The organism is Rhodococcus maanshanensis NBRC 100610 (genome assembly GCF_001894865.1).
Lineage (GTDB): Bacteria > Actinomycetota > Actinomycetes > Mycobacteriales > Mycobacteriaceae > Rhodococcus_G > Rhodococcus_G maanshanensis.
Genome location: NZ_BCXA01000013.1, coordinates 94,193 through 115,337, shown reverse-complemented (window position 1 = coordinate 115,337; position 21,145 = coordinate 94,193). Strand labels below are relative to the sequence as shown.

The 21,145-nt window shown below is 68.5% G+C and carries 21 protein-coding genes; 12 read left to right on the top strand and 9 right to left on the bottom strand.

All coding sequences use genetic code 11. The annotated features are described in order from the left end of the window. Positions 1 to 18: 18 nt before the first annotated feature. The 3 genes from RM1_RS07575 to RM1_RS07565 are packed head-to-tail and all read right to left on the bottom strand — an operon-like array spanning position 19 to position 2,583. Positions 19 to 903, bottom strand: coding sequence for a MaoC/PaaZ C-terminal domain-containing protein (locus tag RM1_RS07575; RefSeq protein ID WP_072750714.1), 885 nt, complete (start codon positions 901 to 903; stop codon positions 19 to 21). A 7-nt stretch (positions 904 to 910) separates the two neighbouring features. Continuing rightward, positions 911 to 1,342, bottom strand: coding sequence for a type II toxin-antitoxin system Rv0910 family toxin (locus tag RM1_RS07570; protein WP_072750713.1), 432 nt, complete (start codon positions 1,340 to 1,342; stop codon positions 911 to 913). Between the two features lie 50 nt (positions 1,343 to 1,392). Beyond that, positions 1,393 to 2,583 (bottom strand): lipid-transfer protein, encoded by a 1,191-nt coding sequence (locus tag RM1_RS07565; RefSeq protein WP_072750712.1) that lies wholly within the window; start codon positions 2,581 to 2,583, stop codon positions 1,393 to 1,395. Between the two features lie 105 nt (positions 2,584 to 2,688). Here RM1_RS07565 and RM1_RS07560 point away from each other — a divergent pair, with 105 nt between their 5' ends. From RM1_RS07560 to RM1_RS07530, 7 genes are all read left to right on the top strand, one after another. Further along, positions 2,689 to 3,384 (top strand): TetR/AcrR family transcriptional regulator, encoded by a 696-nt coding sequence (locus tag RM1_RS07560; RefSeq protein ID WP_072750711.1) that lies wholly within the window; start codon positions 2,689 to 2,691, stop codon positions 3,382 to 3,384. 104 nt (positions 3,385 to 3,488) lie between these two features. Continuing rightward, on the top strand, positions 3,489 to 4,166 hold the full coding sequence (locus tag RM1_RS07555) for an energy-coupling factor ABC transporter permease (protein WP_072750755.1): 678 nt from the start codon (positions 3,489 to 3,491) through the stop codon (positions 4,164 to 4,166). Next, the gene (locus RM1_RS07550; protein WP_072750710.1) at positions 4,163 to 4,504 is read left to right on the top strand and encodes a PDGLE domain-containing protein; all 342 of its coding nucleotides are present in this window, start codon (positions 4,163 to 4,165) and stop codon (positions 4,502 to 4,504) included. The genes RM1_RS07555 and RM1_RS07550 overlap by 4 nt, the downstream gene beginning before the upstream one ends. Before the next feature lie 2 nt (positions 4,505 to 4,506). After that, on the top strand, positions 4,507 to 5,274 hold the full coding sequence (gene cbiQ, locus RM1_RS07545; RefSeq protein ID WP_072750709.1) for a cobalt ECF transporter T component CbiQ: 768 nt from the start codon (positions 4,507 to 4,509) through the stop codon (positions 5,272 to 5,274). After that, positions 5,271 to 6,026 carry an energy-coupling factor ABC transporter ATP-binding protein gene (locus RM1_RS07540; protein ID WP_072750708.1) on the top strand — a complete coding sequence of 252 codons (756 nt, stop codon included), beginning with the start codon at positions 5,271 to 5,273 and terminating at the stop codon, positions 6,024 to 6,026. Before cbiQ ends, RM1_RS07540 begins: the two co-directional genes overlap by 4 nt. Positions 6,027 to 6,147: 121 nt before the next feature. Next, positions 6,148 to 6,624, top strand: coding sequence for a MarR family winged helix-turn-helix transcriptional regulator (locus tag RM1_RS07535; protein ID WP_072750707.1), 477 nt, complete (start codon positions 6,148 to 6,150; stop codon positions 6,622 to 6,624). Then, positions 6,621 to 6,995 (top strand): DUF5313 family protein, encoded by a 375-nt coding sequence (locus RM1_RS07530; protein ID WP_072750706.1) that lies wholly within the window; start codon positions 6,621 to 6,623, stop codon positions 6,993 to 6,995. Before RM1_RS07535 ends, RM1_RS07530 begins: the two co-directional genes overlap by 4 nt. A 12-nt stretch (positions 6,996 to 7,007) precedes the next feature. On the opposite strand, the gene RM1_RS07525 is transcribed toward RM1_RS07530, so the two are convergent. After that, positions 7,008 to 7,316 (bottom strand): rhodanese-like domain-containing protein, encoded by a 309-nt coding sequence (locus tag RM1_RS07525; RefSeq protein ID WP_072750754.1) that lies wholly within the window; start codon positions 7,314 to 7,316, stop codon positions 7,008 to 7,010. Between the two features lie 75 nt (positions 7,317 to 7,391). Beyond that, positions 7,392 to 8,129 carry a lysophospholipid acyltransferase family protein gene (locus RM1_RS07520; RefSeq protein WP_072750705.1) on the bottom strand — a complete coding sequence of 246 codons (738 nt, stop codon included), beginning with the start codon at positions 8,127 to 8,129 and terminating at the stop codon, positions 7,392 to 7,394. A 146-nt stretch (positions 8,130 to 8,275) separates the two neighbouring features. On the opposite strand from RM1_RS07520, the gene RM1_RS07515 reads away from it, so the two are divergent. Then, entirely contained in the window at positions 8,276 to 8,713 is a 438-nt protein-coding gene (locus RM1_RS07515; protein WP_072750704.1) for a 6,7-dimethyl-8-ribityllumazine synthase, read from the top strand. Here RM1_RS07515 and RM1_RS07510 read toward each other — a convergent pair. The 4 genes from RM1_RS07510 to RM1_RS07495 all read right to left on the bottom strand — a co-directional run bounded on the left by RM1_RS07510 (position 8,706) and on the right by RM1_RS07495 (position 14,254). Next, the gene (locus tag RM1_RS07510; RefSeq protein ID WP_072750703.1) at positions 8,706 to 9,677 is read right to left on the bottom strand and encodes an alpha/beta fold hydrolase; all 972 of its coding nucleotides are present in this window, start codon (positions 9,675 to 9,677) and stop codon (positions 8,706 to 8,708) included. The two genes, RM1_RS07515 and RM1_RS07510, sit on opposite strands and share 8 nt — an antisense overlap. A gap of 94 nt (positions 9,678 to 9,771) precedes the next feature. Beyond that, positions 9,772 to 11,217: a lipase family protein gene (locus RM1_RS07505; protein ID WP_072750702.1), complete on the bottom strand. Its 1,446-nt coding sequence runs from the start codon at positions 11,215 to 11,217 to the stop codon at positions 9,772 to 9,774. A gap of 156 nt (positions 11,218 to 11,373) precedes the next feature. Next, positions 11,374 to 12,018 (bottom strand): TetR/AcrR family transcriptional regulator, encoded by a 645-nt coding sequence (locus tag RM1_RS07500; RefSeq protein WP_072750701.1) that lies wholly within the window; start codon positions 12,016 to 12,018, stop codon positions 11,374 to 11,376. Positions 12,019 to 12,061: 43 nt separating this feature from the next. Beyond that, complete coding sequence (locus tag RM1_RS07495) at positions 12,062 to 14,254, bottom strand: phosphocholine-specific phospholipase C (RefSeq protein ID WP_072750700.1); 2,193 nt, start codon at positions 14,252 to 14,254, stop codon at positions 12,062 to 12,064. A gap of 391 nt (positions 14,255 to 14,645) precedes the next feature. On the opposite strand from RM1_RS07495, the gene RM1_RS07490 reads away from it, so the two are divergent. The 4 genes from RM1_RS07490 to RM1_RS07475 are packed head-to-tail and all read left to right on the top strand — an operon-like array spanning position 14,646 to position 21,144. Then, positions 14,646 to 16,148, top strand: a complete 1,503-nt coding sequence (locus RM1_RS07490) for an aldehyde dehydrogenase family protein (protein ID WP_072750753.1) — start codon at positions 14,646 to 14,648, stop codon at positions 16,146 to 16,148. A gap of 25 nt (positions 16,149 to 16,173) precedes the next feature. Next, a complete protein-coding gene (locus tag RM1_RS07485; protein ID WP_072750699.1) occupies positions 16,174 to 17,721 on the top strand; it encodes an APC family permease in 1,548 nt (515 codons plus the stop codon). Beyond that, entirely contained in the window at positions 17,718 to 19,280 is a 1,563-nt protein-coding gene (locus RM1_RS07480; RefSeq protein ID WP_072750698.1) for a GMC family oxidoreductase, read from the top strand. Before RM1_RS07485 ends, RM1_RS07480 begins: the two co-directional genes overlap by 4 nt. 4 nt (positions 19,281 to 19,284) lie before the next feature. Next, complete coding sequence (locus RM1_RS07475; protein ID WP_072750697.1) at positions 19,285 to 21,144, top strand: putative nucleotidyltransferase substrate binding domain-containing protein; 1,860 nt, start codon at positions 19,285 to 19,287, stop codon at positions 21,142 to 21,144. The last annotated feature ends 1 nt before the right edge of the window (position 21,145 follow it).

The window sequence follows — 21,145 nt, the reverse complement described above, 5'->3', positions numbered from 1 at the left end:
GAAAGTCGTTGTTCCGACTCAGTTGTCGGAGATGACGGCGAGGCCGTCCTTGATCACCAGGTCGTCGCTGACGGTGGTCTCGTAGGCATACGCCCGTGAGTCCTTGTGGCCCGCAGGAGGACCAGAAGGACTCACGGCCCAGAAGCGGGTGACGATGTCCTGCTCGGGCAGCACCGGCTTGGCGAACCGGACCGCGAGCCGCTTGAGCCGCTCGGTCCTGCCGTCGGCCAGCTCGGTCAGCGCACCCCAGGAGGTGAAGGCCATCGTGCACAGGCCGTGGTTGATGATCCCTGGCAGACCCGACATCTTGGCGATCTCGTCGTCCAGGTGGATCGGCATCGGATCCCCCGAGGCGGGCGAGTAGCGGAACGTCTGGTCCCTGTCGATGTGCTGGAGCAGCCGGGCCGCCGGGGCCTGCTCGCGCAGCGACTCGTCGAACCGGTGGCCGGGCGCCTTGTCCCCGAGGCCGGGGCCCGCATCGACCTTCCGGAAGAAGGCGGTCATCCACTGCTCGTTCACCAGTTCCCCGGCATCCGTGCGGGTCTCGACGTACACGACCACGGTCGAGCCGTTCTCCCTGCCCTCGAATCCGATCGGCTTGGCACGCACCGCCAGTGTGTCGCCGGGGTAGATCGGGCGGTGGAAGTGGAAATCCTGCTCGCCGTGCACCAGCTTCATCAACAGCTCGACCGGCGCCACCGACAGGGCCGCGGGGGCCATCGAGAAGAAGGCGGGCACCACCGCGAACACCGGCGGAGCGATCTCCCCGAGCAGGTGCCGCTCGATCGGGTCGTTGGTGGCCGCGGCGTACTCGGCGATCCGCTCGGCGGTGACCTCGAAGCGCTCCTCGTCCGTCCAGACACCGAGCCCCGAAGTATCGAAATCAACGGTAGGCGTGGTCATGTCGCGCCTAGCCGACCAGCTCGGCGAACTTCGCGAGCGACGCCTCGAGGTCCGCTGCGGCATTCTTCGCGACGGCCTTGCCGATGGGCCCGACGATCATGGCGCCCTTGAAGCTCGCGTCGATGGTCGCCGTGGAGCCCGCGCCCTCAGGCTCGACCTTGAGCGTGAACTCGACGGTGACGCCCGCCATGCCGGTGCCCGCGATCTTGACCAGGTTCGGCGCGTCGACCTCGGTGACGGTCCACTCGATCTTGTTGGCCATACCCATCACCGAGACGACCTCGGTGAAGGTCGCGCCGAGCGCGACCTCGGTGGGCAGCTCGCTCTTCCAGCTCTGGTGGATGGTCAGCCATTCCTCCCAACGGGACAGGTCGGAGAGCGCCTCCCAGGTCTTCTCGGGGGCGGCGGGCAGGTCAGCGGAGACGGAAACGGAAGCCATGGTGAAACTCCTTGCATACGAGGAATGTTGAATCGGACGAGAAGGAACGGTCAGCGCTCGGCGGGCCGGTAGGCGGTCACGACCACCGCGCCGCCGAGACCGATGTTGTGCTGCAGCGCGACCGTCGCACCGTCGACCTGGCGGGCGTCCGCGGTGCCGCGCAGCTGCCAGGTGAGCTCGCTGCACTGGGCGAGCCCGGTCGCGCCGAGGGGATGCCCCTTGGAGATCAGGCCGCCGGACGGGTTGACCACCCACTGACCGCCGTAGGTCGTCGCGCCGGCATCGACGAGCTTGCCGCCGTCGCCCTCCGGGCACAGGCCGAGCGCCTCGTAGGTGAGCAGCTCGTTGGTCGAGAAGCAGTCGTGCAGCTCGATGACGTCGACGTCGGTGGCGTCGATGCCTGCCTGTTCGTACACCTTTCGGGCGGCGACACGGGTCATGTCGGCGCCGACGCGGCTGATCGCACTCCTGTCGGCGAAGGTGGACTCCATGTCGGTGACCATCGCCTGACCGACGATCTCGACGGCCTGGCCCGCGAGACCGTGCTCGTCCACGAACGCCTCACTGGCCACGATCACCGCGCCGGATCCGTCCGAGGTCGGCGAGCACTGCAGCTTGGTCAACGGGCCGTAGATCCGCTTCGAGGCGAGGATCTCCTCGAGCGTGTACTCGTCCTGGAACTGGGCGTACGGGTTGTTCATCGAGTGCTTGTGGTTCTTGACGCCGATCTTGGCGAAGTGCTCCTCGGTGGTGCCGTAGCGCTCCATGTGTTCCTTGCCCGCGGCGCCGAACATGTACGGCGCGGGGGGCATCGCGAACTCCTGCAGCTCGGCAAGCGCGAGCAGGTGCCGCATCATCGGCTGCTCGCGGTCGTCGTAGGTGGTGCCGAGCGAGCCGGCCTGCATCTTCTCGAAGCCGAGCGCGAGGGTGCAGTCGGCCTGTCCGCTCTTGACGGCCTGGGTCGCCAGGTACAGCGCGGTCGAACCCGTCGAACAGTTGTTGTTGACGTTGACGATCGGGATGCCGGTCAGGCCCAGCTCGTACACGGCCCGCTGGCCGGAGGTGGACTCGCCGTAGACGTAGCCGACGTAGGCCTGCTCCACCTGGCGGTAGTCGATGCCCGCGTCCTCGAGCGCCTTTGTCCCGGCCTCGCGCGCCATGTCGGGGTAGTCCCACTCGCGGGCCCCCGGCTTTTCGAACTTCGTCATGCCGACCCCGACGACGAAAACCCTGTTGCCCATCTGAACTCCTGAGTGAGAGTGACAAATCTGTCTGCGACACGCTGTCTCACTAAAGTAAGTGAGACAGGATGTCCCGTCAATCACTCGATGGGTATCGTGGGGCCGATGCCAGAACGAGTCGACGCCGTTACGCGCCAAGGACCGGACGGTCGCGCCACCCGGTGGGACGACCACAAGGCGGATCGCCGCGACCGGATCCTCGAGGCCGCCATGGACGCCATCAACGAGGGCGGCTCCGACATCGGGGTGAAGCAGATCGCCGAGCGGGCCGGGGTCCCGCGCTCGGTGGTGTACCGGATCTTCAAGGACCGCGGCGACCTCGACGAACAGCTCCGGGCGCGGATCATCGAGCGACTCATGCAGTTCGTGGCGCCCGCCCTGCTGCCCGAGGGCACGGTCGGCGAGACCATCGCGCACGCCGTCGAGACCTATCTCCGCTGGATCGTCGACTTCCCGCGCCTGCACCAGTTCCTCGGCACCGGCTCCCCCAGCCACCGGACCACCGGCTCCAGGGTGGTCACCGGCACCAAGACCGCCATCGCGCTGCAGATCACCGCGCTGCTCGAGGCGATCCTGACCAAGCTCGGCAAGGGAACCGAGCTGTCCGAGACGCTGGCCTTCGGGCTGATCGGGCTGGTCGACGTCAGCGTCAACCGGTGGCTGAGCAATCCACAACACGCGTTGACCGCGGAGGAACTCGCAAGCTTCCTCGAGGTGTCCATCTGGCAGGTGCTCGACGGCAACCTCCGCCGGCTCGACATTCGGATCGAGCCGTCCACCCCGGTGGCCGATCTGCAGTGAGCGGGCCGCGGGCCCCTTGTTACGTTCATTTGAACAACTGAGCAATTGTCGATATGTCTGGTTATGCTCCGCTCGTGAACAGCCCGAACGACGCCCTCCTGGCGATGCACATGAGCGACGGCCTGGTGGACGCACCGACCTCGCTGCTGTTCGGAGTCGTCGCGGTCGCGGGCGTCGCCGTGGCCGCATGGAAGGCCCGCACCGAGCTCGACGAGCGGACCGCTCCGATGGCCGGCCTGGTCGCCGCGTTCATCTTCGCGGTGCAGATGGTGAACTTCCCGATCCTGCCCGGCGCCAGCGGCCACCTGCTCGGCGGCGCCCTCGCCGCCATACTGGTCGGCCCCTACACCGGCGCGCTGTGCGTGGCGATCGTGCTCGTGGTGCAGGCACTGCTCTTCGCGGATGGCGGCCTCACCGCGCTCGGCACCAACATCACCAACATGGCACTGATCGGAGTCGGGGTCGGCTACGCGGTGGCCGTCGCGCTGCGGCCACTACTCCGCGGGTTCGGCGACTCAGGCCTGGCCGTACTGGCTTTCGTTGCCGCGCTGGCGAACACACTGGCGGCCGCGTCCGGGTTCCTGCTCGAGTACGCGCTCGGCGGCGCCGGACAGACCTCGCTCGGCACAGTCGCCTGGTACATGCTCGGCACCCACACCCTGATCGGCATCGGCGAGGGGCTGATCACCGCGCTCACCGTGGTCGCGGTCTCCAGGGCCCGGCCCGACCTGGTGTACCTGCTGCGCACCGCGCCCCGACGGACCGCGGAGGTACCGACATGACGACCCGAAGGTCTTGGTTCCTTGTCGGTTTCGCCGTCGTCGCCCTGCTCGTCGCCGGCGCGGTCAGCTATCTCGCCAGCGCCAGCCCCGACGGGCTGGACTCGACCACGCTGCGCGGGTGCACGGTCGTCGAGACGGCGGAGGGCGAGGAACTGACCGGCGACTGCATCGCGCAGAACGCGGGCGAACACCACCTCGCCGACGCCCCGCTCGCAGACTATGCCGTCGCGGGCAACGACAGCCTGTCCGGGATCGCCGGGATCCTCGGCGCTACCGCGACATTCGCGGTCGCCGGTGGACTGTTCTGGCTGATCGCGCGCTCGAACCGCAGGACCTGACGGTGGGCGCCGGTCACACGCACCCGCTCTACCGCGAGGACGACTCACCGGTACACCGATTGCCGGTCGAGGTGAAGATCGTCGCGGCGGTTGTCGGGGTGTTCGCGGTGGTCGCGACACCGCGCGAACAAATGTGGGCCTTCGGCCTGTATGCCGTTGTCCTGCTGGTGGTGTGGCAGATCGCCCGGATCCCGCTGCGCTGGATCGCGCCGCGGATGCTGATCGAGGCGCCGTTCGTCGTGCTCGCGGTGTTGCTGCCGTTCGGCGAGGGCGGCGAACGCGTGCGATGGGCCGGCCTGTCGCTGTCGGTCGCGGGCCTGTACGCGGCATGGGGGATCCTCATCAAGGGCACCCTCGGGGTGCTCACCTCACTGACGTTGGCGGCCACCACCAGGACCGCGGATCTGCCACTGGGGCTGACCCGACTGCGGGTGCCCGCCCTCGTCACCACCGTTCTCGTCCTGATGCTGCGGTACGTGGATCTACTTGCCGCGGAGGCGAACCGGATGCGGATCGCGCGGATCTCCCGCGGCGACGACCCACGCACCCTGCGCCAGATCGGCGCAACCGCACGCGGGGTGGGCGGGCTGTTCCTGCGGACCTACGAGCGCGGCGAGCGGGTGCACCTGGCGATGGCGTCGCGCGGGTTCACCGGCGCGATGCCCGATCTCGGTGCGCCGGCGGCCACCGCGCGCGGCTGGCTGCTCGGCCTCACCCCCGCCCTCGGCGCGGTGGCCGTCTGCCTGACGGCACTGGCGGTGGCCGGATGAGCCCGGGCGATGCATTGCCCGCCGCGGTGCGCGCGCACGACCTGGGCTTCACGTACCCCGACGGCCGGGGCGCGCTGCGCGGAATCGACCTGGAAGTCGCTGTCGGCGAGCGGATTGCGCTTCTCGGCCCCAACGGCGCAGGCAAGACCACCCTCATGCTGCAGCTGAACGGGGTGCTCTCCCCCACCGCGGGCCACGTCGAGATCGGCGGCACCCGGGTCGAGCGGGGCACCCTGCGCGAGGCCAGGCGCCGGGTCGGGATCGTCTTCCAGGACCCGGACGATCAACTGTTCATGCCGACCGTCGCGCAGGACGTCGCGTTCGGTCCGGCGAACTTCGGCGTCACCGGCGACGAGCTGCGTGCGCGGGTGACCGACGCGCTGGCCGCGGTCGGCATGAGCGAACACGCCGAGCGGTCACCGTCGCACCTGTCCGGCGGGCAGCGGCGGCGGGTCGCGCTGGCCACGGTGCTGGCGTGCAGGCCGGACGTGCTGGTCCTCGACGAGCCGTCCGCGAACCTCGACCCGGTGGCCCGCCGGGAGCTGGCCGAGGTGCTGCTCGGGCTGGACACCACCCTGATACTGGTCACCCACGACCTGCCCTACGCCGCACAGCTGTGCGACCGCGCGGTCATCATCGACGACGGCAGGCTGGTCGCGGACGACCCGGTCCTCGAGCTGCTCGCGGACGCGGAGCTGCTGGGCCGCCACCGGCTGGAGCTGCCGTGGGGCTTCGAGGTCCCGCGCGGCTGACGGCCCGCCCCCGGGATTGCCGAGTGTGCACCTGCCGGGGCATCGCCCGAGAGGGCGAGCCGGCAGGTGCACACTCGGCGAAGTTAGTTAGTGCACGATCTATTCGTGTACGCTCTACTACATGTCCACCGTCGAACAGTCACCGGCAACCGGGGTCGACCCGCTCGCCCTCGACCGCCAGGTCTGCTTCGCGCTGGCCGTCGCCAATCGCGCGGTGCTCTCGGTGTACCGCCCGCTGCTCGAACCGATGGGCCTGACGCACCCGCAGTACCTGGTGATGCTCGCACTCTGGGGCGAGGCGCCGATGTCGGTGAAGGCGATCGGCAGCGCCCTGCAGCTCGATTCGCCGACCCTCTCGCCGCTGCTCAAGCGGCTCGAGTCGTCGGGCCTGATCACCAGGTCCCGCAGCAGCGAGGACGAGCGGCAGCTGGTCGTCGATCTGACCGAGGCCGGGCGGGCCCTGCGCGCCGAGGCCGAACTGATCCCGCCCGCGGTGGTGGCACGCCTCGGCGTCGGCCTACCCGAGCTCGAGGAGCTTCACGACGTTCTCACCCGGATCAACCGGGCCGCACTCACGGCAGGAGCACTGGATCAATGAGCGCCACCCGACCGAATCCGCTGCAGTGGATCGCCTATGCCTGCGGCGCCAGGCTGCCCGAGTCCATGAACGACTGGGTGCTCAACGACATCACGGGCGACCACTACGTCGTCCGACACCTCGTCCGCGCGATGGTGCCGTTCCTCCCACTGTTCGCGATCTTCATGCTCTTCCCGGGACCGCTGTGGCTGCGGGGGTCGATGGTCCTGCTCGGGATCCTGCTGGCGCTCTTCTACTCGGTCGTCTACATCCACCAGAACCGCGCGCGGCGACTGCAGAAGAACGGCCTGCCCATGGACCTGGACAACCCGCGACGCAAGGCCGCCCGCGAGGCCGAGGAGGACGCCTACCGCCGCCTGTGGGCCCGGTAGGCGCCCGACGGGTCAGGCTCCCGACTCCACCGATCGACCGGAGCTGATCCACGCATCCGTACCACCCGCGACGTTAACCGCGTTGATGCCGGCGGCCCCCAGCAGGGAGGCGCCGTGCGCGCTGCGGCCGCCCATCGCACAGATCACGTAGACGGTCGGCGCGGCGGGCACCTCGTCGATACGGGCCACCAGCTCGCCGAGCGGGATCAGCCGGACCCCCGGCACGTGCCCGCGGGCGTACTCGTCGGCTTCGCGCACATCGATCACCGGCGCGCCTGCGGCAAGGGCGGCGTCGAGCGCCACCAGATCCACTTCCTGCATGAGGTTCCTCTCCTCGTCGAATGGGCCGATCATACCCAAGGGGGTATAACTCCCAGGGGGGCATGGAGACGGGACTCAGTACCGCGCGACCGCCCCGTCGACCGCGCGCTGCAGCCCTGCCGCCACCAGTCGCGCGATGTCGGCCGGCTTCTCCGGGATCTCGGTGACCGGATTGTCGAGATACACGCTCGCCCGAGCCACCTTCCCCGGCAGCGGACCGTAGCTGATGCCCATGTAGACCAGCACCGGCCGGACCCCGAGCCTCACCGCCCGGCTCATGATGTGACCGATCCCGCTGCCGATCTTCTGCAGCCGGGTCGGATCCTCCTCGTTGCAGGTGCCCTCCGGGAATATGGCCAGGTCGTCGCCTCGCCGCATCCGCTCGGCACAGACGTCCATCATCCGCTGACCCGCCGCGTTGACCGCGCGCATCCCGTGGTTCTTGCCGCGGAAGACGGGGATCCCGCCCATCAGGTCCACCCGCTCGCGCCGCTTCGGCTCGAGGAACAGCTCGTCCTTTGCCAGCACCCGGGTCCGGCCGATCGCCGGACGCAGCGCGCTGGCCGACGCCGCGGCCGCCACCGTGTACGGATCGCTGTGGCTCAGATGATTGACCGCGAGAACCAGCCGGGCATCGGACCGCACCAGGGCCCGGACCTGCTCCTTCGCCCCGTCCGCGTAGGTCACCCTCGGCCGGAACTTCAGCGCGAGCAGCCCGTAGGCGGCCTTCGCGGCCAGGCGGTTCTGCTGGTGTCGCAGGTAGAAGTCGTAGACCTCGTCGCAGTTGTCCAGGGCAACCTCGGGCTTGTCCATGTCCACACTGTACGGAGATACCGCGAACCTCGCCCGGTACCGTGATTCCCTTGCATCACAAGAGAATTCAGTCCATGCCCGAGGAAATTCAAACTGAACGCATGTCCGGATGGCCACGCAGGGGTGCGCCGAACTAGCATCATGGAATGAGCATCGCCTTCGTTCAGTCCACGTGGCACCGACCCATCGTCGACCGAGCACGAGACGCCTTCGTCGCGCAGTGGCGGACACTGGGCCACACCTCCGGCGAGATCGAGTTCTTCGAGACCCCCGGCGCCTTCGAGATCCCGCTGCATGCGCTGCGGCTCGCCCGCACCGGGCGGTTCCAAGCCATCGTCGCCGCAGGACTGGTCGTCGACGGCGGCATCTACCGGCACGAGTTCGTGGCGTCCGCGGTGATCGACGGGCTGATGCGGGTCCAGCTCGACACCGATATCCCGGTCTTCTCCGCCGTGCTCACCCCGCACCACTTCCATGAGCACGAGGATCACGCCGCGTTCTTCGCCAGCCACTTCGACAAGAAGGGCGCGGAGGTCGCGCAGGCCTGCTCGCTCACCCTCGCCTCGCTGGACGCGATCAAGTAGTAGTCAGCCCGCCGAGGAACTCGAGCATCGCCGAGTTCACCTCGGCGGGCTTTTCCATCTGCACGAAGTGCCCGGCATCCGGGATCACGTGGGTGGAGACCAGTCCCGGCACCAGCAGGCCCATGGTCGCGAACGGGTCGCTGCCCATCATCTCGAGCACCGGATCCTTGGCGCCGGCGATGAAGGTCACCGGCACCTCCACCGGCTTCGCGTGCAGAGACTCGTTCTGCGCCCAGACGGCATCCTCGGCCCGGTACCAGTTGAGGCCACCGGTGAACCCGGTCCGCTCGAATTCCGTGACGTAGTAGTCGAATTCACCCTCATCGAGCCAGTTCCACGGCAGGGCGGGCGGCTCGGGGAGCACATCGAGGTAGCCGTTGCCCTCGGAGGGGAATTCCCAGCAGTCGAGGTAGCGGTTCGCACCGCTGAGCGCGTGGAAGATCTTGGCCAGGAAGGCCCGGGTATTCTCGCCGAGCTCCCGATCGGCGACGCCCGGCTCCTGGAAGTAGTGCACGTGCGCAAAGTGCTTGGACGCCAGGTACTTGAACCCGACACTCGGCTGCACCGGCAGTCGCGGCGCACGTGGGACGCTCAGCTGCATCAGCGCGGACACCCGATCGGGCGCCCAGGCAGGCAGGTCCCACGTCAGGTGGGCGCCGAAGTCGTGGCCGGCGAACACCGCCCGCTCGATGCCGAGCGCGTCGAGCAGGCCGACCAGGTCACCGACCGTGTGCGGTCGGTCGTACTCGGACACCTGCGCGGGCGCGCTGGTCCGTCCGTACCCGCGCATGTCAGGGGCGATGACGCGGTAGCCCGCGGCGGAGAGCGCCGCGAGCTGGTGACGCCAGCTGAACCAGAGCCCGGGGAATCCGTGACAGAGCACCACCGGCTCGCCTTCGCCCTGCTCGGCGAAATGCAGGTCGATCCCGTTGACCGCGACGGTCCGGTGCGTCGGCTGCCCCATTCTCGTTCCTCCCCGGCGGGCGACGGGCAGCGCGCCGCTGCGTCGGGCCGTCGCCGTTCTCGGCAGTTCGCACCCTACTAGCGGGCCGAACTCCTCAGGCCCCGATCGGCTTTCCGAACAGGCCTGCGAGCTCCTCGCCGACGACCTGCACCCACACCGGCCACGTCTTCGAATCCAGCGCGATCGATCCGACATCGGTGGTGCTGCACCCCTTCTGCGCAGGCACGCCCGCGAACCGGTCGCGCATCCACAGGATGACGCTCGGGACGGCGGCCACCTCCAGGCTCAGGTGCTCGCTGAAATGATCTCGCGTGTAGGTCACGCTCGCCGACGGGTCCTGGCAGTAGGTCCCGACCAGCTTGTTCACCGGGCCGACCGGAACGAGCCAATCCGGGTTCGACTGATAGATGTACACGGGCATGTCGGGCACCGACGTCCCCATCGCCGTCCGGGCGAGGGCCTTCTTCGCGACCGGATTCTGCAGCGGATCGCCGCCGTCGAAGAATCCCTTCAGGTTGAGCAGCGGCGCCAGCGAGGAGTTCCACGCCACGCAGAGGTTGTCCTTGGCCGCGAAGAGCGCGCGGCCGACCGGGTTGATGCGCTCGTCGACGAACGCCGCCAGCTCGGGGTCCTCGCGGCTGACACCGATCACGCCCGAGGCCACGATGCCTGCGCCGAGCGCGTTGTTCGCGTTCTCGACCAGCGCGCCGAGGTCAGCGGCGACGCCACCGGCGGCGGCGCCCACGATGTCGAGTTCGGGTGCATAGGACTTGCGCAGCTCGGCAGCGTGTCCGGTCGGGATCGACCCGCCGGAGTAGCCGACCATTCCCACCTTGGTCGACCGGCCGTTCAGCTGCATCGGCGCGAAGTTCTCCGCGGCCCGGATGCCGTCGAGGGTGATCCGCCCCGCCACGGGGCCGGCGGCGAAGGACGAGTTCGGTCCCTGATGGTCCGGGACCACCACTGCCCAGCCCTGCGCCAGCGCGGCCTGCACCTCCAGGAACTGCGCGCCCGAGGTGACGGCACCGGTGAGCATCCACGGCACCGACGCCTGCTGCATGACGTACGACGGAGCGCAGTAGCGCCCGAGCGAGTCCTCGGCCATCTGGAACGACAGCAGCGGGCGCGGCGCCCCGTCCCTGGTTCCGCCGCGGGGCTTGATCACCGTGGCCACCGCGGGGATCGCCTCGTCCCGACCGTTGTTCGACCGGTACGAGACCTGCCAGGCGTCGACGTTCAACGGAATCACACTGAAGTTCGCCAGATGGACCTGGCGTGCGGCAATGATCTCGCCGGGCGCCTTCGACGCCACCACCTCGGCGGGCGGGCTGTAGAACTCCGCGTCGAACTCGGGGATCTTCGGCGGAACAGGAAAGGGCAGCGGCGGCTGCACTGCCACCTGTGGGGTGACACCCGGCGCATCTGCGGCCGCGGGCGCACCTAACGCCGGACCGGAGAACGCGACCTGCCCCATCACCGCCACCGCGGCCGCCACGCACACCCGGCGCAGCCCTCGCCCGAACACCCTGCCCCCTGCCATGACCACGCCCTCCCCGTGCCGGTGTCCGCGATCGTGGTCCGCGCCCCGGCCCGGGTCTCGCGAGCAAACCACCGAAAGTTAGATACCTGTGTCTAACTTTGTTCGCACGACTGTAGAGCGCTGTGTGCCAGATGACAATGGTCGGAGTCAGATGACCTAGGTCTCGGAGGCGTCGCGTGCCAGCGCGCTCAGTAACGTCGTCATCACCTCGACGAGGCCGGTGACGGGAGGCCGCGGATCGGTGGTGCTCCACTGGTGCACCAGCGCCGTGAGCGCGCCGATGAAGGCCGTCGCGGCCAACGGGTACCCGCCCGGCGGTTCGAAACCCTCGCCCATGACGCCCCTCAGCGTCGACTCGAAGAATCCGGCCCAGACCACCCGCTGGTCGAGTCGATGCTGCTCGACGCGGGGGCTGACGCCGACGATGTCGACGTACGAGATCTGCGCCCGCCGCGGGTCGGCGCCGATCGACTCGACGAAGGCCTCCATCGCGGCCGCGACGAGATCGCGCAGCTCCGACGAGGCCACCTCGGCGAGCGCCGCGACCATCGCCTCCCTGGCATCGGACTGGATCTGATCGTAGAGCGCGAGAAGGAGATCCTCACGGCTGGCGAACTCGGCATAGAACTGGCTACGAGCGAGCCCCGCGGCGGCGCAGACATCGGCGACCGAGCTTCGCGCGTAACCCTTTTCGGTGAACACGGCGAGTGCCGCAGCGATGAACTGAGATCGGCGTTCTGCCCGGCGGGCCGTCACCGGTCTCCCGCCGTATTGTCGCTCCACCTCACTCACCGCTTCCACCCCACCAGACTAGGGCGTATCGGCGCCCGTCCCGATTCCCGAACTACGCGGAACCGGTGCCGAGCATCGACGACGCCCCCGCGAGCGAGCCGGACCCCGCCTCCGGCGCCGCGGGCGGCGGCGGGGGCGTCCAGGTCAGGTCCCCGGTCGCGGCCACCACGACCGCACCCTGGCTGACGCTCGCCTTGCCGTTCTCGATGTGTCCGAGCCAGCTCCTGCGGAAGGAGCCGTCCTCGACGACGGTCAGTTCCGCCTCGTACCAGCCCTCACTCGACGGCACCGACCAGGACGACTCGGCGCCGGCCGCGACCACGCCGCCGCGATCGCCCCCACCCGTCGACAACCGCACGGTCACCGCCGAGGAGCCGGGGTTGCGCACGGTCACGCGCAGGCCGCGGGCGCCTGAATCGACGCTGGTGCGCACCACCAGTGCCGCGGCCGTACCGGTCAGGCTTCCCCCGAACTGGCGCCGGAAACCGTTGGGGCCGAGCGCGATCAGCGAGTACCGGTCGCCCGGCACGGCGACGGTCGCGGAGGCCGACTCGACGACGTCGAAGTGCCGTGGAAGCGCGAACTCCTCCGCGTAGGGGTACAGCGCGAAGTGCACGCTCTCCGCGCCCTTGTTGGCGAAGTCGACGGTCAGCGTCCGCGCACCCGGATCCAGAACGGCGTTCGCGTCGGGCTGGTAGGGCAGCGCCCTTGCCGGCCTGGTGCCCGGCTCCTGGACCGGCATCCGCTGGGTCGGCGGCGGCGCGGGCGTCCACCGTGGATCCAGCGGCGGAGTAGCAGGGGGCCGGGTGAGCGTGGGTCGCGTGCGCGGCGTCCCGAAGTCGAAGGCCGAGGTCAGATCGCCGCTGACGGTCCGGCGCCAGGCGCTGATCTCGGGCTGCGTGAAGCCGAAGCGCTTCTCGAGGAACTGGGTGATCGACGTGTGATCGAACACCTGCGAGCACACGAACCCGCCAACGGTCCATGGGGAGACGATGGTCATCGGGACCCGCGGCCCGAGCCCGAGCGGCAGGTCGCCGACGTACTCGTCACCCACCTCCCGAGGCGGCATCGGCGGCGGCACGTGGTCGAAATAGCCGTCGTTCTCGTCGAAGTTGACGAACACCGCGGTCTTCGACCAGGTTGCGGGATCGGAGGCGATCGCGTCGAGCACCTGGTAGAGCAGCGTCGCGCTCGCGGCTGGGGAGGATCCCGAGGGATGCTCCGAATCGATGGTGTTCGGCACCAGGTACGACACCTGCGGCAGCGTGCCCGCCTCGACATCCGCGCGGAAGGCGGAGGCCAGGGTGCCGGGCCGCCCACGACGCAGGCCCCGGTCGAACAGCCGCCGGTCCGCGGGCGAGAGCCGACTCACCGCATCGTCGAGGACGCGGAGCAGTGCGTCCTGGGCGGGCGGCGGCATCTTCTCCAGCGCGAGGTAGAACCCCGGCAGGGTTGCGAGCTGATACGGAACGAGTCCGGGATGACCGAAGAGCTGGGCGACCACCTTCTTGAAGCTGGCGAAATAGTCGAAGTTGTTGTCGGAGAAGTTGTCCCACTCCTGATACGTCTTCCATGAGACCCCGGCAGCCTCCAGCCGTTCCGGCACCGTGCTCCAGTGGTACCCCTCGTGCCATGGGTCGTATGCGGCATTGGTCACCGCGCGCGATCCATCGGCCTCGAACCCGGTGTACCCGCTGACCCAGTAGTTGCGGTTGGGGCTGGTCGAGGTCGGCACCGAGCAGTGGTACGCGTCGCAGATCGTGAACGCATCCGCCAACTCGTAGTGGAACGGGATGTCCTGACGGTCGTAGTGCGCCATCGTCGCCGAGGTCTTGGCGGGAACCCACCCGTCGTGCCAGCCTCCCGCCAGCGCCTCGTGACCGCCCTCCCAGCCGTGGTCGAGCGCGGTGACGTTCTGCGTGTCCATCCGCTGCGCCGCCGCGGAGGCGCGGATCGGGTACGGAGCCACCACTCCCCCTTGGGCGGGCTGCTCGTAGACAGTGCGGCCGGTCCTCAGCGTCAGCGCATTGGGGTCGCCGAACCCCCGGACGCCGCGGAACGCCCCGAAGTAGTGGTCGAAAGAACGGTTCTCCTGCATCAGGAGCACCACGTGTTCGACGGAGTCGAGACCGCCGGGCGGGACGGGGCTGGCGAGGGCGGCCTGCAGCGACGGTGGGAGCAGCGAGCCCGCGGCCGCGGCACCGAATGCCCCCGCGCCGAGGGTGAGGAAACGTCGCCGGGGCATGTCGCGAGTCAAGGAAAACCTTCCGTACTTTGAGTTCGGACAACAGCGCCGGGTAGCACCCGGATCGGCCGCGATCGCGCCCCAATCCGCCTATCCGACACGGACACTGCCTCGACACCCTAGGCCTGGCAGATCAGTCCGATCCTGCGCATCCCCGGGCGTGCGATGACCGGACGACCGGCCACCCGTAGCGTGCCACCCATCTGGACACTTGTCCATGACTTTGCCCAAATGAGGGCTCGAAAGAAATCCCGTGAACTCGGCCAACACCGTGCCCACCGGCCTACGGTAGAAGGGCGTGCTTGTCCCGGCAGAGCGTCACATCGATGAGTTCCATGACCGGTTGCTCCGCAACCGGGAGAGGAAGCGAGGCCCGGAGTTGAGCGTGAAGTTGCAGGACGAGTCGATCGGCGACCTGTTCGATACGGGCTTGTTCATCGACGGGACATGGGTCCGCTCCAGTTCCGGCGACACCCGCGACTGCCTCAATCCTGCCGACGGTTCGGTGGTGGCCACGGTCGACGAGGCAGCCCCAGAAGACGCCACCCGCGCCATCGCGGCGGCGCGCGGGGCCTTCGACGAGGGAACCTGGCCCAGGACGCCCGTTGCGGAACGCACCGCGTTACTCGCAACCATCGCCGACCTGCTCGAGCGCGACAAGGAGAAGCTGGCACGGATCGAAACCCTCGACACCGGGAAGACGCTGGCGGAGAGCAGGATCGACATCGACGACGTGGTGTCGGTCTGCCGGTACTACGCGCGACTCGCCGCAATCGAATCGGATCGGTTGGTGGATGTCGGCCGGCCCGACGTGATCAGCCGGGTGGTGCACGAGCCGATCGGCGTCTGCGTCCTGATCGCACCCTGGAACTACCCGCTGCTGCAGATCTCGTGGAAGATCGCGCCGGCGCTGGCCGCCGGCTGCACGATGGTCGTCAAGCCGAGCGAGGTCACCCCGCTCAGCACCATCGCCTTCGTCAAACTCATCGAGGAGGCCGGGGTGCCGAGGGGCGTGGTGAACCTGGTGCAGGGCAGCGGAGCTGTCCTCGGCAGCGCGCTCACCGACACCCCGGACGTCGATTTCATCTCGTTCACGGGTGGACTGGTCACGGGACGCGTCATCCTCGAGACAGCCGCCAAGCATGTCACCAAGGTCGCGGTGGAGCTCGGTGGGAAGAACCCGCACATCGTCTTCGCCGACGCTGACGGTGACGACTCCGTCGACCAGGTGCTCACCGGGGTCTTCCTGCACTCCGGACAGGTCTGCTCCGCGGGTACCCGCCTGATCATCGAGGACTCGATTGCCGACCGCTTCGTAGCCGCTCTCGCCGCGCGCGCCGAGAAGATCCGGATGGGCGACGGCCTCGATCCCGCCAGCCGAACCGGGCCGCTGGTGTCGATGGCACATCGCGAGAAGATCGAACGCTATGTGGCCCTCGGTGTCTCCGAAGGCGCCGAGCTGGTGACCGGCGGGTCTCGCCCTCCGAACCCGGAACTGGAGCGGGGCAGCTTCTACCTGCCCACCATCTTCGACCGCTGCGACCGGAACATGCGCATCGTGCGGGAGGAGACCTTCGGCCCCATCCTCACCGTCGAGCGGTTCACCACGGAGGCGGAGGCCCTCCGGCTCGGCAACGACACCGAGTACGGGCTGGCCGCGGGGGTCCGGACCGCCGATGGTGCCAGGGGCGAACGCATGGTTCGCGGCCTGCGCCACGGCACGGTATGGCTCAACGACTTCGGCTACTACACAGCCGCCGCCGAATGGGGCGGATACAAGAGATCGGGGAACGGGCGCGAACTGGGCCCCGCCGGACTGTCCGAGTACCAGGAGATCAAACACATCTGGCACAACACCGCGCCGACTGCGGCGGGTTGGTTCGACAACGACTGACCGAACCCGGGGAGGGCGCACGGACATGACCACTCAGCGCGAGATCGCGGCAGGCGACAGCGGCCTCGGCGACTTCGGATACAAGGAGTCCCTGGACCGAAGCCTCGGCAAATTCGCCAGCTTCGCCGCCGGGGTCAGCTACATCTCCATCCTCACCGGCACCTTCCAACTGTTCTATTTCGGGTTCGGAAACGCGGGACCCGCGTATCTGTGGTCGTGGCCGATGGTTTTCATCGGCCAGCTGGCCGTCGCGCTGTGCTTCATGGAACTGGCTGCCAAGTACCCGGTGGCGGGTTCCGTGTACAACTGGGCGAAGATCTTGGGCAGCCGGATCGTGGGATGGACGTCCGGCTGGCTGATGCTCACCGCCTCGATCGTGACGCTCTCGGCCGTGGTCCTCGCGTTGCAGCTCAACCTGCCGAGGATATGGAGCGGCTTCCAGATCGTCGGCGACGGCAGCGGTGAGTACGACTTCGCCACGAACGCGGTCATTCTCGGCACCGTCATGATCGCGTTCACCACCTTCGTCAACGCCTACGGCGTCAGGTTGATGGCGATGATCAACAGCGCGGGCGTCTTCATCGAGCTGATCGCCGCCGTCCTCATCGCCGTGATCCTGGCGGCGAACATCACCAGAGGTCCGGAGGTGTTCTTCTCCACCCACGGCTACGGCGCGGGCGAGAGCGGCGGATATCTCGGGGCCTTCCTCGTCGCCTCCCTGGCGTCCGGCTACGTGATGTACGGCTTCGACACCGCGAGTTCCCTCGGCGAGGAGACCGTCGAACCGCGCCGGACCGCGCCAAAGGCGATCTTCCGCGCGATCCTGGCTTCGTTCGTCATCGGTGGGGCGATCCTGGTGTTCGCCGTCATGGCGGCGCCCGATCTCGACGATCCGCTGCTCGGCAGCCCCGAGGGCAGCCTCCAGTACATCGTCGAGCAGGTGATGTGGGGACCGCTCGGCACGATATTCCTCATCTGCATCGTGATCGCGATAACCGTGTGCTCCCTCGCCGTGCACGCCGCCGCGATCCGCCTGACCTTCGCCATGGCCCGCGACAACGCGCTGCCGTTCGGGGAGAAGCTGGCCCGGGTGCATCCCAAGCACCAGACGCCCGTGGTCCCCGCGATCGCGATCGGCGTGCTCGCGGCCCTGATCCTCGTGGTGAACATCGGTCAACCACAGATCTTCACCGTGCTGACCTCGATCGCCATCATCATGATCTACCTCGCCTATCTGATGGTCACCGGACCGCTGCTGAAGAAGCGGCTGAAGGGTGAGTGGCCGCCGCCGGATCTGCGGGAGGGTGGCTACTTCACCATGGGCAGGTGGGGCCTGCCCGTGAACATCCTCGCCGTGGTCTGGGGCGTGGGAATGGCCCTGAACCTCGCCTGGCCGCGCCCCGAGGTGTACGGGACGCCCTGGTACAACACCTGGGGCGCCTTCGTCTACATCGGCGCAATCCTGTGCCTCGGCCTGCTCTGGTACGCCATCAAGGGACGACACCACCTCGGCACCCTTGCCTCACACGCGGCCACCTCGCGCACCGCGGCACCGGAGGGCGAACCATCGTGACGGACACGGTCTTCGACTATGTGATCGCGGGTGGAGGCACCGCGGGATGCGTGCTCGCCGCCAGGCTCAGCGAGGATCCATCCGTCACGGTCTGCCTCGTCGAGGCCGGCCCGTCGGATGTGGATGACCGCAACATCCTCGAGCTCTCGCAGTGGATGCACCTTCTCGACTCCGGGTACGACTGGGACTACCCGGTCGAGCCGCAGGAGAAGGGCAACAGCTTCATGCGCCACGCCAGGGCCCGAGTCCTCGGCGGGTGCTCGTCACACAATTCGTGCATCGCGTTCTGGCCACCGGCGGAGTGCCTCGACGAGTGGGAGGCGATGGGCGCCACCGGATGGGGCGCCAGGGACACATTGCCCTACGTGGCGCGGGTGGAGAACAACGATGCCCCCGGCGGGCAGCACGGCCACAGCGGACCGGTGCGGCTACGCGACGTCCCACCGAATGATCCGTGCGGCGTCGCGGTGCTGGCGTCGGCCGCCGAGGCCGGACTGCCCACCGTCCAATTCAACAGGGGTGCAACGATACTCAACGGTGCTGGTTGGTTCCAGATCAATGCCGCCGAGAACGGCGATCGCATGTCGAGCTCGCACGCCTACCTCCACCCCATCCTGGGGACGCGGAAGAATCTCGAGGTCAGGACGAACTGCTGGGTCAGCGAACTGCTGATCGATGACACTCTGACGGCCACCGGGGTGCGCTACCAACGTCCGGATCTCACGGGCTATGACACCGCCACCGCCCGCCGCGAGGTGATCGTCACTGCGGGTGCGATCGATACACCGAAGCTGCTGATGCTCTCGGGAATCGGGCCCTCCGTGCACCTAAGGGAGACCGGGATCGACGTGCGGGTCGACTCGCCCGGGGTGGGCGGCAACCTCGATGACCACGTCGAGGGCCTGGTGTTCTGGGAGGCGTCAAGGCCCATGGTGACGACGTCGTCGCAGTGGTGGGAAATCGGCCTCTTCGCCACCACGGTCCCCGGACTGACGCAGCCGGACCTGATGATGCACTACGGCAGCGTGCCCTTCGACATGAACACGCTGCGGTGGGGATATCCCACCACCGACAACGGATTCTGTCTGACGCCGAACGTGACGCAGGGACGATCCCGCGGCACGGTGCGGCTCCGTTCCCGCGACTTCCGGGACCGGCCGAGGGTGGATCCGCGATATTTCACCGATCCCGAGGGCCACGACGAGACGGTGATGCTGGCGGGTATCCGGTTGGCGCGCACCATCGCCGAGCACGAACCCCTGCGAGGCTGGGTGGCACGGGAACTGGCGCCCGGACCGGCGGCGGTCAGCGACGAGGAACTGCTCGACTACGTGCACAAGACGCACAACACCGTCTACCACCCCGCGGGAACCGCGCGGATGGGGTCGATCGAGGACCCGCTCGCCGTGCTGGATCCGCAGCTGCGGGTGAAGGGCGTGCAGCGCCTGCGGGTGGTCGACGCGTCGGCGATGCCGAAACTGCCGTCCGTCAACCCGAACATCACGGTCATGACCATGGCGGAGAAGTGCGCGGATCTCATTCGCAAACCCCCAAGGTGACGGCGTGGACCTCGAGCTCGACACCGCGACCTTCCTCTCGAAGCACCCACCGTTCCAGTACCTGACGCCTGGTGAGCTCACCGAGTTGGCAGACGCGGCGGTCCTGGACGAATACCCAACGGGCGCCGTGATTCTCGACTCCATGCAGCGTCCGGCCGATGTGATCTGGGTGGTGCGGAGCGGACAGGTCACGCTCCTGCACCCGCCCGACGACGGGATCACCGGTGTCCCCATGGACACCGTCTACCCGGGTGGCGTGTTCGGCTACTCGGCGCTGCTGACCGGGTCCGACATCGATTTCACCGCGAGGGCGAGCCAACCCACCACGGTGTGTCGATTGCCTGGGGAACTCGTGCGGCCACTGTTCGCCCGGCCCGCCGGTCTGGCCTTTCTCGCGGAGGCTGCGGCGAAGGCCACCGGCACGTCCCCGGTACCGGTCGAGCAGATCCCGTCCCGACGCGCCGTTGGCGATCTGGTGCGGGGTGAACCGGTGCTCACCGCGCCGGGGACATCCGTGCGTGACGCCGTCCGATACATGAGCGAACGCCGCAGCTCGTACATCCTGATCCCGCTGCCGGGCGGCGACCTCGGGATCTTCACGGACCGGGACCTGAGGACCAGGGTGGTGGCGGCCGGGGTGGACCTGACCACCCCGGTGGCGGAGGTGATGAGCGCACCTGCCCAGACCGTCACCGAGGACAGGTCGACCGCCACCGTGTTGATGGACATGCTCGAGAGCGGCCTCCGGCACATGCCGGTGCTCACGATCCGTGGCGCGGTGTTGGGCGTCCTCGAGGAGGCGGACCTGCTCGCCGCGGCCACCCGCAAGAGTTTTGTGCTGCGCCGATCGATCGCGCTTTCCCCGAGCCCCGCTGCGCTGCAGGAAGTCTGCTCCGGGATCCCCGATCTGGTGGTCGACCTGTTCCGCGGCGGCACCGAGGCATCGGCAACCAGCGGGATCCTCTCGGTGGTCATCGACAGCGTCGTTCGACGCGCCGTGGAGTTCGCGTTGGCGGAGGACGAGGCCCTGCCGCGGACGGGATTCGCCTGGCTCTCGCTGGGCAGCATCGCGCGCCGCGAGGCGATGCCGTCCTCCGATATCGAGAGCGCGCTGTCCTGGGTGCCGGAGTTGTCTCCCGAGTCGGGACGTCTGACGGGGATGGCGGCGACCGTACACGCCACTCTCGACGACTGCGGCCTTCCCGCCGACACGAACGGCGCGGTCGCGAGCACAGCGAGGTTCGCGCGATCGGTCGCCGGCTGGCGCCGCGCCGCGGCACAGTGGTTGGACGATCCGCTGCAGGACCGCGGGCTCGTCATGTCCTCGCTGCTTCTGGACGGACGCGTGGTGTGGGGTGAGCGGTCGCTGCACACCATCCCGACGGCTTACCGGAACATCCGGACCGACCATCCCGATGCGCTGCGCCTGCAGTTGCGTGATGCGTTGGCCGGACGCGCACGCACCCGGTCGCTACGGGACGTGCTGTCGCGACGCGCGGGCACCTTCGACCTCAAGGCTCACGCGCTGGCGCCGATCGTCAACCTCGCCCGATGGGGTGGCATGACGGTCGGGGCCACCGTCGCCTCGACGCCGGGTCGGTTGCGGGCGGCGGCGGGGAACGGTCTACTCACAGAACGGGATACGACGATCCTCACCGAGGTGTTCACGCTGCTCCAGCGGCTGCGGTTGACCCACCAGGTGGATCAGATCGGCGCGGGTGTCCCGCCTGGTGACGTCGTCACCATGCCGGAGTTGTCTCCGCTGAACCGGAGCCTGCTGGGCGACGGCGTACGCGAGATCGCGGCCGTGCAGCGCAGGGTGGGGTACCTGGCATCCGACTCGGGAGTGCCCCTGCGCCGGTGAC

Bases quoted from the DNA above. Each gene is read 5' to 3' on its own strand.
- RM1_RS07495 (WP_072750700.1), bottom strand. From the start codon at position 14,254: ATGCCCCGGCGACGTTTCCTCACCCTCGGCGCGGGGGCATTCGGTGCC.
- RM1_RS07540 (WP_072750708.1), top strand. From the start codon at position 5,271: ATGAGCCCGGGCGATGCATTGCCCGCCGCGGTGCGCGCGCACGACCTG.
- RM1_RS07520 (WP_072750705.1), bottom strand. From the start codon at position 8,129: ATGGACAAGCCCGAGGTTGCCCTGGACAACTGCGACGAGGTCTACGAC.
- RM1_RS07510 (WP_072750703.1), bottom strand. From the start codon at position 9,677: ATGGGGCAGCCGACGCACCGGACCGTCGCGGTCAACGGGATCGACCTG.
- RM1_RS07565 (WP_072750712.1), bottom strand. From the start codon at position 2,583: ATGGGCAACAGGGTTTTCGTCGTCGGGGTCGGCATGACGAAGTTCGAA.
- RM1_RS07560 (WP_072750711.1), top strand. From the start codon at position 2,689: ATGCCAGAACGAGTCGACGCCGTTACGCGCCAAGGACCGGACGGTCGC.
- RM1_RS07525 (WP_072750754.1), bottom strand. From the start codon at position 7,316: ATGCAGGAAGTGGATCTGGTGGCGCTCGACGCCGCCCTTGCCGCAGGC.
- RM1_RS07505 (WP_072750702.1), bottom strand. From the start codon at position 11,217: ATGGCAGGGGGCAGGGTGTTCGGGCGAGGGCTGCGCCGGGTGTGCGTG.
- RM1_RS07550 (WP_072750710.1), top strand. From the start codon at position 4,163: ATGACGACCCGAAGGTCTTGGTTCCTTGTCGGTTTCGCCGTCGTCGCC.
- RM1_RS07575 (WP_072750714.1), bottom strand. From the start codon at position 903: ATGACCACGCCTACCGTTGATTTCGATACTTCGGGGCTCGGTGTCTGG.
- RM1_RS07485 (WP_072750699.1), top strand. From the start codon at position 16,174: ATGACCACTCAGCGCGAGATCGCGGCAGGCGACAGCGGCCTCGGCGAC.
- RM1_RS07555 (WP_072750755.1), top strand. From the start codon at position 3,489: ATGCACATGAGCGACGGCCTGGTGGACGCACCGACCTCGCTGCTGTTC.
- RM1_RS07515 (WP_072750704.1), top strand. From the start codon at position 8,276: ATGAGCATCGCCTTCGTTCAGTCCACGTGGCACCGACCCATCGTCGAC.
- RM1_RS07535 (WP_072750707.1), top strand. From the start codon at position 6,148: ATGTCCACCGTCGAACAGTCACCGGCAACCGGGGTCGACCCGCTCGCC.
- RM1_RS07570 (WP_072750713.1), bottom strand. From the start codon at position 1,342: ATGGCTTCCGTTTCCGTCTCCGCTGACCTGCCCGCCGCCCCCGAGAAG.
- RM1_RS07530 (WP_072750706.1), top strand. From the start codon at position 6,621: ATGAGCGCCACCCGACCGAATCCGCTGCAGTGGATCGCCTATGCCTGC.